The organism is Streptomyces sp. 150FB, assembly GCF_000818195.1.
Classification (GTDB): domain Bacteria; phylum Actinomycetota; class Actinomycetes; order Streptomycetales; family Streptomycetaceae; genus Streptomyces.
In genome coordinates this window covers 1,644,597-1,656,741 of record NZ_JTHL01000001.1, presented here as the reverse complement: position 1 = coordinate 1,656,741, position 12,145 = coordinate 1,644,597, and the positions used below count along the sequence as shown (strand labels likewise).

10 protein-coding genes are annotated in these 12,145 nt (G+C 71.6%); 5 read left to right on the top strand and 5 right to left on the bottom strand.

Going from position 1 to position 12,145, the window contains the following annotated elements:
* The 3 genes from QR77_RS48340 to hmgA all read right to left on the bottom strand — a co-directional run.
* Positions 1-622, bottom strand: a 622-nt coding sequence (locus QR77_RS48340; RefSeq protein WP_347359771.1) for a type ISP restriction/modification enzyme, incomplete at its 3' end; no start/stop codon positions are given.
* A gap of 139 nt (positions 623-761) precedes the next feature.
* On the bottom strand, positions 762-1,511 hold the full coding sequence (locus tag QR77_RS06765; RefSeq protein WP_040020292.1) for a GntR family transcriptional regulator: 750 nt from the start codon (positions 1,509-1,511) through the stop codon (positions 762-764).
* 12 nt (positions 1,512-1,523) lie between these two features.
* On the bottom strand, positions 1,524-2,852 hold the full coding sequence (gene hmgA / locus QR77_RS06760) for a homogentisate 1,2-dioxygenase (RefSeq protein ID WP_040020291.1): 1,329 nt from the start codon (positions 2,850-2,852) through the stop codon (positions 1,524-1,526).
* 186 nt (positions 2,853-3,038) lie between these two features.
* On the opposite strand from hmgA, the gene QR77_RS06755 reads away from it, so the two are divergent.
* The 4 genes from QR77_RS06755 (at position 3,039) to QR77_RS06740 (ending at position 9,482) form a co-directional block, all read left to right on the top strand.
* Entirely contained in the window at positions 3,039-5,261 is a 2,223-nt protein-coding gene (locus QR77_RS06755) for a molybdopterin oxidoreductase family protein (protein WP_040020290.1), read from the top strand.
* Between the two features lie 211 nt (positions 5,262-5,472).
* Entirely contained in the window at positions 5,473-6,813 is a 1,341-nt protein-coding gene (locus QR77_RS06750) for an ABC transporter ATP-binding protein (RefSeq protein ID WP_040020288.1), read from the top strand.
* A 117-nt stretch (positions 6,814-6,930) separates the two neighbouring features.
* Positions 6,931-8,343, top strand: coding sequence for an aldehyde dehydrogenase family protein (locus tag QR77_RS06745; protein WP_040020286.1), 1,413 nt, complete (start codon positions 6,931-6,933; stop codon positions 8,341-8,343).
* A gap of 59 nt (positions 8,344-8,402) precedes the next feature.
* A complete protein-coding gene (locus QR77_RS06740) occupies positions 8,403-9,482 on the top strand; it encodes a zinc-binding dehydrogenase (RefSeq protein ID WP_040020284.1) in 1,080 nt (359 codons plus the stop codon).
* Between the two features lie 57 nt (positions 9,483-9,539).
* On the opposite strand, the gene QR77_RS06735 is transcribed toward QR77_RS06740, so the two are convergent.
* Complete coding sequence (locus tag QR77_RS06735; RefSeq protein WP_040020283.1) at positions 9,540-10,124, bottom strand: TetR/AcrR family transcriptional regulator; 585 nt, start codon at positions 10,122-10,124, stop codon at positions 9,540-9,542.
* 100 nt (positions 10,125-10,224) lie between these two features.
* Here QR77_RS06735 and QR77_RS06730 point away from each other — a divergent pair, with 100 nt between their 5' ends.
* Positions 10,225-11,250 carry an aldo/keto reductase gene (locus QR77_RS06730; RefSeq protein WP_040020281.1) on the top strand — a complete coding sequence of 342 codons (1,026 nt, stop codon included), beginning with the start codon at positions 10,225-10,227 and terminating at the stop codon, positions 11,248-11,250.
* A 17-nt stretch (positions 11,251-11,267) separates the two neighbouring features.
* Here the strand turns inward: QR77_RS06730 and QR77_RS06725 are convergent.
* The coding region (locus tag QR77_RS06725; RefSeq protein WP_040020279.1) for a DMT family transporter at positions 11,268-12,145 on the bottom strand (878 nt) is incomplete at its 5' end.

The following is a 12,145-nucleotide window of genomic DNA, read 5'->3' as shown; positions in this document are numbered from 1 at the left end:
CCGCGGTGACCTCCTGGCCGTACCGCCCGGCCAGCAGCTCGGCGAGCCCCGGGGCGAGATTGGGCTCGGCGCCGCCCGGCCTGCGGTGGAGCGGACGGATCCGGCCCGGCCTGCCCGCCGCTGAACGGCCGTCCGGCAGCAGGGCGCTGACCAGCAGCGCGGGACCCGCCGCGCGCGGCACGTAACCCTGTTCGACGGCGAAGATCTGGTGGTCGTCGGCGACCCGCCACAACTCGGGCCGTGCCGCGTCGATCAGCCGGTGGTCCGGGATCAACCACTGCTCGTCGAACGGGCCGTGGCTGATGCGCAGCGGCTCCGGGCAGCGCCCCGACTCCCGTACGAACCGTCCCGTGCCCGTCGGGCGCCCCGGCAGCGCGGCGACGGCGCTGTGCTGCGTACGGACCCTGCTCGGTTCGAACAGCGTCTCGCGCTCGGCGCCCTCGGCCCGGACGAGCCGGTCCCAGCGGGCCGTGAGGGACGCGGGGTGCGGCGCCAGGACCCAGGGTCTGCCGAGCCGCAGCGGAGCCGTCGACCACGGCATGAGATCGCTCAGCAGCGGGGCCCCGGACGGGCCCTCGGAGAGCGGAGCGTCACCGGCAGCGCCGGACCGCGTCGCCGTCATGCGGACATGTCCTCTCGTCGCCCTGTTTCTCCCTGTGCGCCGTCGGCGGAATGGTAGCCGCCGGAGCGGACGGACCGGGAAGCGCCTGGGCCCGGGGCAGGCCCGGGCCAGACTCGGAACAGGCCCGCGCAGGAGCCCCTCAGCCGGGCTCGACGGTGACCGAGAACGCGAACCGGTCGCCCCGGTAGTGGATCCTGGCCACATCCACGACCCGCCCGCCCTCGTCGTAGGTCACCCCCGTGTAGTGCAGGATCGGGCTGAGCAGCGGCACCCGCAGCAGTTCGGCCGTGGCCGGGTCGGCGAGCCGCGCCTCCACCGTGTCGGTGACCCGGCTGATCCGTACGCCGACGGAGTCGCGCAGCACCTTGGTCATCGGCCGGTGCTCCAACTCGGCGGGGTCGATCCGGGCGGCGATGTCCGGACGGACGGCGTTGTGCGCCCAGTTGACCGGCTCGCCGCTCTCGCTGTCGCTGCGGAGCCGGGTGTACGACATGATCTCGGCCAACCCCGGGAAGTAATCGGCGAGTTCACCGGGGACCGGGGCGGGTCCCTGGCCGAGGAGCTTCGTCAGCTCACCGGACTGCTGGGCCACGATCGTGTCGATCGACCCGAGCAGCCTGCGCGGTGCCCCGCGCCGCGCGCCCGGCTCGATGAAGGTCCCCCGCCGCCGGTGCCGGCTGATCAGGCCCTCCTCCTCCAGCTCCTTGAGGGCCTGACGCATCGTCAGCACGCTGACGCCGTAGTGCGCGGCGAGCTGTTCCTCGGTGGGCAGCCGCAGCGGATCGAGCGGGGTGCGGCCCAGTATCGAGGCCCGCAGTGACTGCGACACCTGGTACCAGAGCGGCAGTTTGCGGTTCAGCACCAGCGAGTCGGGGGCGAAGGCGGTCACGGCGACCTCGTTTCAGGGCCTGAAGTGGCGCTCAAGACCCTGCCACACCGCGTCGTACCCCTGCTGAAGGTGTGGAGCCCCCGCCGCCTGCGCCGTGGTGGTCACCGGCCAGCGGGTCTCGAACATGAAGGCAAGGCCGTCGTCGATCTTCTGCGGCTTCAACTCGGCGGCGCTCGCCCGGTCGAAGGTCTCCCGGTCGGGGCCGTGCGCCGACATCATCGAGTGCAACGAGCCGCCGCCGGGCACGAAGCCGCCCTCGCCGGCCGCCTTGGCGTCGTAAGCGCCCTCGATCAGGCCCATGTACTCGCTCATCACATTGCGGTGGAAGTACGGCGGCCTGAAGGTGTCCTCGCCGACCAGCCAGCGCGGCGCGAAGACCACGAAGTCCACCCCGGCGAGGCCCGGGGTGTCGGAGGGTGAGGTCAGGACCGTGTAGATCGAGGGGTCGGGGTGGTCGTAGCTGACGGACCCGATGACGTTGAAGCGGCGCAGGTCGTACACGTACGGCACATGGTTGCCGTGCCAGGCGACCACGTCGAGCGGCGAGTGGTCGTAGGTCGCTGCCCAGAGATTGCCGCAGAACTTGTTGACCACCTCGACCGGCCGCTCCACGTCCTCGTACGCGGCGACCGGCGCCAGGAAGTCCCGTGCGTTGGCGAGGCCGTTGGCGCCGATCGGGCCGAGGTCGGGGAGGGCGAAGGGGCGGCCGTAGTTCTCGCAGACATAGCCGCGCGCGGTCTCGTCCAGCAGCTCGACCCGGAAGCGCACGCCGCGCGGGATCAGGGCCACATGCCCGGGAAGGGCGGCGAGCAGGCCGAGTTCGGTACGGATCAGCAGCCCGCCGCGCTCGGGGACGATCAGCAGCTCACCGTCCGCGTCGCCGAACACCCGGTCCTTCATGGGGGCGTTGGCGTGGTAGAGGTGAATGGCCATGCCGGTGCGCTGAGTCGCGTCCCCGTTGCCGCCGAGCGTCCAGAGCCCCGCCAGGAAGTCGGTCCCCTCGGCGGGCTCGGGCAGCGGGTCCCAGCGCAGCCGGTTGGGGTCGGGCACGCTCTCGGTGAAGGGCGCGCAGCGCAGTGCGCCGTTGTCGATACGGCGGTACGGCGGATGCGCGGCCGACGGGCGGACGCGGTAGAGCCAGGACCGCCTGTTGTGCGCGCGGGGCTCGGTGAAGGCGCTGCCGCTGAGCTGCTCGGCGTAGAGCCCCAGCGGTGCGCGCTGCGGGGCGTTACGGCCGTGCGGCAGCGCGCCCGGCACGGCCTCCGAACTGTGCTCGTTGCCGAAGCCGGGGGAGTGGGCCAGATCCTCGGCCGTCTTCCTCGCCTGCTCGATGCCGCTCATCGTCCGCTCCTGTGGTCGAGGAATGCTGGAATCCTATGGACAACCGTAGGATTCCCCGCCCGGACCGTCAACGGGAGCCCCGCCGTCCGTGCGCCGCTCCTGGGCCTGTCTCCGTCCGTACCGGTCGGTATGCTCAAGCGTGTTCATGTGTCATCGTCGTCACCGCAGCCGCCGACCGGAGGACCCATGCATACCGCCCCGCGTATCTGCCCGCTCTGTGAAGCCACCTGCGGACTGACACTCACCATCGAGGGCAGCCGCGTCACCGGCGCCAGGGGGGACCGCGACGACGTCTTCAGCAAGGGCTTCATCTGCCCCAAAGGCGCGTCCTTCGCGGAGCTGGACTCCGACCCCGACCGGCTGCGTGTCCCGCTCGTACGCAAGGACGGCGAGCTGCGGGAGGTGGGCTGGGACGAGGCGTTCGACGTGATCGCCGTCCGGCTGCGCCCGCTGATCGAGGAGCACGGACCGCAGTCCGTCGGTGTGGTCCTCGGCAACCCGAACGTCCACACCATGGCGGGCGGTCTGTACCCGTCGCTGCTGCTCGGGGCCGTCGGCACCCGCAACATCTTCACCGCGAGCACGCTCGACCAGATGCCCAAACACGTCTCCAGCGGGCTGCTGTTCGGCGACGCCCTCGCGATCCCCGTACCCGACCTCGACCGCACGGACCATCTGCTGCTGCTCGGCGCCAACCCCCTGGAGTCCAACGGGAGTCTGTGCACGGCGCCCGACTTCCCCGGCAAGCTCAAGGCGCTGCGGGCGCGCGGCGGCACGCTGACCGTCGTCGACCCGCGCCGTACCCGTACGGCGAAGCTCGCCGACCGGCACATCGCCATCCGGCCCGGCACGGACGCCCTGTTCCTCGCCGCCGTCGCCCAGGTCCTCTTCGAGGAGAAGCTCACCGACCTCGGACCGCTGGCCGACCACGTCCAGGACGTCGCCGAAGTCCACGAAGCCGTAAGGGACTTCACCCCCGAAGCGGTCGCGGCGGCGTGTGGCGTCGACGCGGACGGAATCCGTACGACCGCCCGCGAACTCGCCGCGGCGCCCACCGGGGCCGTCTACGGCCGCATCGGGAGCTGCACCGTCGAGTACGGCACGCTCGCGAGCTGGCTGGTCGACGTACTGAACGTCCTCACCGGCAACCTCGACCGGCCGGGCGGCGCGCTCTTCCCGCTCGCCGCGACCGACCGCGCGCCCCGGCCGGCGGCGCCGGGCAGGGGATTCACCCTCGGCCGCTGGGCCAGCAGGGTCTCCGGGCACCCCGAGGCCAAGGGCGAACTGCCGCTCGCCGCGCTCGCCGAGGAGATCGGGACTCCCGGGGAGAACCGGATCCGTACGGTGATAGCCCTCGCGGCCAACCCCGTCCTGTCCGCACCTGACGGCGACCGCCTCGACCGAGCCCTCGACGGGCTCGACTTCATGATCAGCGTGGATCCGTACCTCAACGAGACCTCGCTGCACGCGGATGTGGTCCTGCCCCCACCACCGCCCGCGCAGAGCGCGCACTTCGACTTCGCCTTCAACGCCCTCGCCGTGCACAACCAGGTCCGCTTCACCCCGGCAGCCGTCCCGCTGGAGCGTGACAGGCTCGACGAGAGCGAGATCCTCGCCCGGCTGATCCTCGCGGTGTGCGGCGACCACGGCGCCGAGCCCTCCACCGTCGACGCCCTGGTCGTCGACCGGACCCTCACCAAGGCCGTCGCCGACCCGCTCTCACCCGTCCACGGCGGCGACCCCCGGGAGCTCGCGAGCAGGCTCACCGGACGGACCGGCCCCGAACGGCGGCTCGACCTGATGCTGCGCCTCGGCCCCTACGGCGACGGCTTCGGCGCCGTTCCTGACGGGCTGAGCCTCGCGCGGCTGCTGGAGCACCCGCACGGCATCGACCTCGGGCCGCTGCGCCCCCGCGTCCCCGAGCTGCTGAAGACCCGCAGCGGACGGATCGAGTTGCTGCCCGCGCCGATCGCGGCCGATCTGCCCAGGCTACGCGGTGCGTTGGCCGCCAGGACCGACACGCTTGTCCTCGTCGGCCGCCGCCATCTGCGCTCCAACAACAGTTGGATGCACAACATCCAGGCGCTGAGCGGTGGTTCGAACCGCTGCACCCTCCAGATCCACCCGACCGACGCGGCCAGGCTGGGACTTGAGGACGGGAAGTCCGCGCGTATCACCGCCGACGGCGGAGCGATCGAGGCGCCCGTCGAGATCACCGACACCATCAGGGCCGGGGTGGTGAGCCTGCCGCACGGCTGGGGACACAGCCGCCCCGGCACCCGGATGTCGGTGGCGGGCAGGGCGCCCGGCGTCAATGTCAACCAACTCCTCGACGGCTCGCGCCTCGACCCGCTGTCCGGCACCGCCGTACTCAACGGATTCCCCGTCGAGCTGCGCGCACTGCTCTGAGGCATGCCTCGGGCTCTGAGGCGGGACCTCCCGGGCCCGCACCGGCTACGCCGTCCGTCCTGGTGGCGATTACCGCATCCGCCGTACGGGTTCCGGGCGGTGGGCCCACGGCCCGGTCCTGACCGTGCGCGAGTCATTCCCTGACCGCGAGTAGTCGGCTAACTTCAGGCGTCGCAGCCGCTCCACCACCTTCTCCCGGGCGGAATCCATCATGTCTCGCGCCATCTCTCTGCACAGCGTCAGCAAGGTGTACGGCCGGACCCGCGCTGTCGACCGCTTCTCGCTCGACATCATGCCGGGGGAGTTCGTCGTACTCCTCGGCCCCTCGGGCTGCGGCAAGTCGACCGTGCTCCGGATGATCGCCGGTCTCGAAGACATCAGCGACGGCGAACTGCTGCTCGACGGCGAGCGCTCCAACCATGTGCCGCCGCGCGAGCGCGGCATGGCCATGGTCTTCCAGAACTTCGCGCTCTACCCGAGCATGACCAACCGCGACAACATCGGCTTCCCGCTGCGCCTGGAGAATCCGCGCACGGACAACTCGGCACGCGTCGAGGCCACCGCCAGGATGCTCGGCATCGAGAGCGTGCTCGACCGCTATCCGAGCCAGCTCTCCGGCGGCGAGCGCCAGCGGGTCGCGATGGGACGGGCCATCTCGCGGCGCCCCTCGGCCTTCCTGATGGACGAGCCGCTGTCCAACCTCGACGCGAAGCTCCGCAACCATCTGCGGGCCGAGATAGCCCAGCTCACCGCCGAACTCGGCGTCACCACCGTCTATGTGACGCATGATCAGGCAGAGGCGATGTCGCTCGGCGACCGGGTCGCCGTGATGCGCGGCGGGGTGCTCCAGCAGGTGAGCCCGCCGCGCGAGGTGTACGCCCTGCCGGAGAACGTCTTCGTCGCCGCCTTCATCGGCACACCGCGCATCAACCTGCTGGAAGCGGTGGTGTACGCGCCGCTCGACGGGCGGATGTCGATCGACCTCGGCCGGCAGCGCCTGCCGCTGCCCGAACCCCTCAGCCCCGAGCACCAGTTGCTCAGGGTCCAGCAGGGCAGACAGGTCATCGTCGGACTGCGGTCCGAGGCGGTCAGGATCGCCCAGCCGAGCCGGGCACGCCCCGGTGAGGTGGCGCTGAGCGGGCTCGTCGAGCACATGGAGTACCAGGGCCATGAGGCGCTGGTCCACCTCAACACCGGTTCCAGGCCGGCCGTGGTGACCGATCTCGAATCGGCCAGGCCGAGGCCCGCGGGGCGCCGTCGCAGGAGTGCCGGCCCCGGCATGCTGGAGCGCATCAGGGAGCGCGCCGCCGGGCATGTCAGCGGGCCCGTCGTGGTGATGGACGACCCGGTGGCGGCCGAGCCGGCGGCGTACAGCCCGGACAGGCCGGCCATCACGGCGAGCGATCTGGTCGTCCGTACGAGCCCGGACATGCGGTTGCGTACGGGCGCGCAGGTGCCGCTCCTCGTCGACCTCGCCCACCTCTATGTCTTCGACCACCAGGGCCGCCGGATCTGCCCGGCGCCGCGCGATCTCCCGGGTCTCGACGTGTGAACCGTCACAACCACGCACGACTGGTCTGGCGCCAGAAAACTAACAGCGCTAGTTTGGCCTTCGCGGCGCAAGTGGCCTGTGTGCACGGGCTGTTCGGCAAGCCAAGAGGGAGCGGCGATGAAGGCACGCGACGGTATGTACATCGGCGGACGCTGGTGCCCGGCGAGGGGGACCGACACCATCGTCGTCGTCAATCCGGCGACGGAGCAGGTCATCGGGGAGGTTCCCGCCGGTACGGCGGAGGACGTCGACGATGCCGTACGCGCCGCCCGGGCCGCCTTCCCCGGCTGGGCCGCCACCCGGCCCGCCGAGCGTTCGGTCCGGATCGCCGCGCTGCGCGACGCGCTCGCCGAGCACAAGGACGAGCTGGCGGCGACGATGACCGCCGAGATGGGCGCGCCCATCGGATTCGCGCGGAACGTCCAGGCGGGTGTGCCGATCCGGGTCGCCGCTTCGTTCGCCGAGCTGGCGGCGACATACGCCTTCGAGGAGAGGACCGGCAACTCCCGGGTGTTCCTGGAGCCGGTGGGAGTCGTCGGCGCGATCACACCGTGGAACTACCCGCTGCACATGATGGTGGCGAAGGTCGCCCCGGCCCTCGCCGCCGGCTGCACCGTCGTACTCAAACCCGCCGAGAACACCCCACTGACCGCGCAGCTCTTCGCCCGGTGTGTCGAGGAAGCCGCCCTGCCCGACGGGGTGTTCAACCTGGTCACCGGCCTCGGCCCGGTCGCCGGCGAGGCGCTGGCCACCCATCAGGACGTGGATCTCGTCTCGTTCACCGGCTCCACGGCCGTCGGCAAGCGGATCGGCGCTGTCGCGGGCGGCGCGGTCAAGCGGGTCGCGCTCGAACTGGGCGGCAAGTCCGCCAATGTGATCCTGCCTGGCGCCGACCTCGCCGCCGCCGTCAAGGTGGGTGTCGCCAGCGTGATGAACAACTCCGGCCAGACCTGCTACGCCTGGACCCGGATGCTGGTCCACACCGACCAGTACGACGAGGCGGTGGAGCTGGCGGGCAAGGCCGCCGCCCGATACGTACCCGGCGACCCGACCGACAGAGAGAACCGCCTCGGCCCGGTCGTCAGCGCCAAACAGCAGGCGCGGGTGCGCGGTTACATCAACACGGGCATCGAGGAGGGCGCCCGCGTCGTGGTCGGCGGCGCCGAGACCTCGCAGCCCACCGGCTACTACGTCGAGCCGACGGTCTTCGCCGACGTCACTCCCGGGATGACCATCGCGCAGGAGGAGATCTTCGGCCCGGTCATCTCCATCCTCCGCTACCAGGACGAGGAGGACGCGCTGCGTATCGCCAACGGCACCGTCTACGGCCTCGGCGGCGCCGTCTGGTCCCGGGACGAGAGCGAGGCCGTCGCCTTCGCCCGCCGGATGGACACCGGACAGGTCGACATCAACGGCGGCGCCTTCAACCCCCTTGCCCCGTTCGGCGGTTACAAGCAGTCGGGCGTCGGCCGTGAACTCGGCACGCACGGACTCTCCGAGTACCTCCAGACGAAGTCGCTCCAGCTCTGAAGCTCCAGGCCTCTGGAACTCGGCACCTCTGAAAGTCTGATCGCAAGGGAGCACGCCTCATGATCCGCGCAGCCGTCCTGCCCGCCGTGGGCGCCCCGTTGGAGATCCGGGGCATCGAACTCCCCGAGCCCGGCCCCGGCCAGGTGCGCGTCCGTATCGCCGCCGCCGGGGTCTGCCACTCCGACCTGTCGCTGTCCGACGGCACCCTGCGCGTCCCGGTGCCCGCGGTCCTCGGCCACGAAGGCGCCGGTACGGTTATCGCCGCCGGCGACGGGGTCACCCATGTCTCCCCGGGCGACCGGGTCGTCCTCAACTGGGCGCCGTCCTGCGGCACCTGCCACGCCTGCGTCGTCGGGGAGGTCTGGCTCTGCGCCCAGGCGCTGTCCGGCGCGGCCCGCGTCCACGCCCGTACGGCCGACGGCACCGAGCTGCACCCCGGCCTGAACGTCGCCGCGTTCGCCGAGGAGACCGTCGTCCCCGCCACCTGTGTGCTGCCGCTCCCGGCGGGCATCCCCCTCACCGACGCCGCGCTGCTCGGCTGCGCCGTCCTCACCGGATACGGCGCCGTGCACCACTCGGCGCGGGTCGCCGAAGGGGAGTCGGTCGTGGTGTTCGGCGTCGGCGGGGTGGGTCTCGCGACGCTCCAGTCCGCGCGGATCGCCGGGGCCTCGACCGTCATCGCGGTCGATGTCTCCCCGGAGAAGGAGGAGTTGGCGCTCGCCGCCGGTGCCACCGCGTATGTCGTCGCCTCCGACACCACCGTCAAGGAGATCAGGAGCCTCACCGGCGGCAGGGGCGCCGACGTCGCAGTCGAGTGCGTCGGCCGCGCCGCGACCATCCGTACCGCCTGGGACTCGACCCGCAGGGGCGGCCGTACGACGGTCGTCGGCATCGGCGGCAAGGACCAGCAAGTGACCTTCAACGCGCTGGAGTTGTTCCACCAGGGCCGCACGCTCTCGGGCTGCGTCTACGGCAACGGCGACCCCGTGCAGGATCTGCCGGTCCTCGCCGGGCACATCGCGGCGGGCCGTTTCGACCTCGCTTCCATGGTCACCGCGCGGATCGGCTTCGACGGCATACCCGCGGCCTTCGAGGACATGCGGGCGGGCCGCGGCGGCCGGGCGCTGATCGTCTTCTGATGCCGCCGCTCCCCGGGGGAGCGGATCGGTCAGTCTCCGGCGGACAGGGCAATACGCCTAGGCCTTAGGCCCGGCTCCGAAGCGGAGTCCGTCGATGAGCAGGGCGACCATGCGCTCGTCGCCGGCATGGTCCACGCCCGAGGAGCACAGGCGGGACACCGCGTACAGCAGCTCCAGCGGGTCGACGTCGGCGCGGACCTCCCCGGCGGCGGCCGCGGCGGCGAGCAGCGATCCGAGGGCGGGTTCGAAACGCTGCCGGAAGTACGCGGGCAGCGGCTCGAAGGCGGGATTGCCGGAGTGCAGGGCTGCCGCGAGCCCTTGTTTGGCCCCGACGAACTCGGTGAAGCGGCGCAACCAGCGTACGAGGGCCTCAAGCGGCCCGTACGCGTCGGCCAGGGTCGCCGCGGTGTCGGCGCAGGCGTCGACCTCATGCCGGAATACGGCGGTGACCAGGTCCGACCGCTCCGGGAAGTGGCGGTAGAAGGTGGCGAGGCCGACCCCGGCCCTGCCGGTGATCTCACGCACCGGGGCGTCCACGCCCGATACGCCGAAGACCTCCCTGGCCGCTTCGACCAGCGCGTCGATGCTGCGCTGCGCGTCGGCGCGAACGCGTCGTGCCGGTTCAGGTGTGGCCGCGCTCAACTCCGAGCCCCTTGCGTAAGTGAGAAGGTGTTCCGTATCGTGGCTATCTGATAAGCCGTTCCGCTTATCGCATGCTACGCCATGCCACTGGAGGGGAACCATGCGCTACCGCACATTGGGCCGCACGGGCATCCACGTCAGCCCGTACTGCTTGGGCGCCATGATGTTCGGCACCATCGGCAACCAGGACCACGACGACTCGATCCGGATCATCCACAAGGCCCTGGACGCCGGCATCAACTTCATCGACACCGCCGACATGTACTCCCACGGGGAGTCCGAGGAGATAGTCGGCAAGGCGCTGAAGGGCCGCCGCGACAACGTCGTGCTCGCCACCAAGGTGTTCGGCGCCATGGGTGAGGACCCCAACGAGCGCGGCACCTCGCGCCGTTGGATCATCACCGAGGTCGAGAACTCGCTGCGCAGGCTGGGCACCGACCACATCGACCTGTACCAGATCCACCGGCCGGACCCGGCCGTCGACATCGAGGAGACGCTCTCGGCCCTGACGGACCTGATCCGCAGCGGCAAGGTCCGGGCGATCGGCTCGTCGAGCATGCCCGCCTCGGACATGGTCGAGGCGCAGTGGGTGGCCGAACGACGCGGCCTGGAGCGGTTCCGGACGGAGCAGCCTGCCTACTCGATCCTCAGCCGTGGCATCGAACGCGAAGTCCTGCCCGTCGCCGAGCGCTACGGGATGGGGACGCTCGTATGGAGCCCACTCGCTCAGGGCATGCTCACCGGGCGCGTCCGCAAAGGCGCGGGGACCGACCTGCGCCGCGCCGCCTACTTCACGCACCTCAGTGACGAGCGGCGGCTCGACGCCGTCGAGCAGATCGTCCCGCTCGCCGAGAAGGCCGGCCTGCCGATGACCCACCTGGCGATGGCCTTCGCGATCGCCCACCCCGGCGTCACCTCGGCGATCATCGGGCCGCGCACCATGGAGCAACTGGACGACCTGCTCGCCGGTGTCGACGTCAGCCTCTCGGACGAAATCCTCGACCGCATCGACGAGATCGTCGCGCCCGGCACCGATGTCGGCGAGCTGGACATGGCCTACCGGCCGCCGGCGATCCAGCGCCCGAACCTGCGCCGCCGGCCCGTCGGCGAACGCGCCGCCGCCTGAGTGCGTTCGGCCCGTCCTCAAGGCCCGGCCCGCTCAGCCGCGCGGGCCGGGCCGCGCCCCGGCCGGGACCTGGTCACCGCGACCCCGGCCAGGCACACGGCGCCGCCCACGAGCGTCAGCACGAGCGGGACCTCGTCCAGGAACAGCCAGGACATCAGGACGACCAGCGCGGGTACGGCGTAGGTCGTCGCGCCCATCCGGCCCGCCGTCGTACGGGCCAGGGCGTACGCCCATGTGGTGAACGCCAGCGCCGTCGGGAACACGCCCAGGTACACGACGTTGAGCGTGGCCGACAGCGGCGCGTCCGCCACCTCGCCCGCCAACTGACCGGCGAACGGCAGGCAGGCGACCGTCCCCACGAGGCAGCCGAAGGTCGTCACCTGGAGCGCGCTCGCCCGCGCCAGCGCCGGCTTCTGGGACACCACCCCGCCCGCGTACACCACGGCGGCCAGCACGCACAGCACCACACCGAGCACCGACGAGTGGCCCTCGCCCGACATCGACAGCCCCACGGCCACCGCGCCGGCGAACGACACCGCCATGCCGGCCAGCAGCCGTGGCGGCAGCCTCTCGCCGAGGAAGCGCGCGCCGAGCAGCGCCACGAGCACCGGGCCTATGTTCACCAGCATCGAGGCGGTGCCGGCGTCGACCTCCTGCTCACCCCAGTTGAGCATCACCATGTACGCGCCGAACCAGAGCACCCCGGAGGCGGCGATCCCGGGCCAGGCCGCACGCGCCGGAAACCCCTCGCGCCGCACGAGGCAGACCAGCCCGAGGACGAGTGAGCCGGTGAGCAGCCGGCCCAGGGCCAGCGCCCCCGGCGCGTACGCGGCGCCGGCGCTGCGGATCGACACGAAGGCCGACGCCCACAGCACGACCGTCACGGCGGCGGCGG

Coding starts and splice junctions, on each gene's coding strand:
- hmgA (WP_040020291.1), bottom strand. CDS start 2,852: ATGAGCGGCATCGAGCAGGCGAGGAAGACGGCCGAGGATCTGGCCCAC.
- QR77_RS06755 (WP_040020290.1), top strand. CDS start 3,039: ATGCATACCGCCCCGCGTATCTGCCCGCTCTGTGAAGCCACCTGCGGA.
- QR77_RS06750 (WP_040020288.1), top strand. CDS start 5,473: ATGTCTCGCGCCATCTCTCTGCACAGCGTCAGCAAGGTGTACGGCCGG.
- QR77_RS06745 (WP_040020286.1), top strand. CDS start 6,931: ATGAAGGCACGCGACGGTATGTACATCGGCGGACGCTGGTGCCCGGCG.
- QR77_RS06740 (WP_040020284.1), top strand. CDS start 8,403: ATGATCCGCGCAGCCGTCCTGCCCGCCGTGGGCGCCCCGTTGGAGATC.
- QR77_RS06730 (WP_040020281.1), top strand. CDS start 10,225: ATGCGCTACCGCACATTGGGCCGCACGGGCATCCACGTCAGCCCGTAC.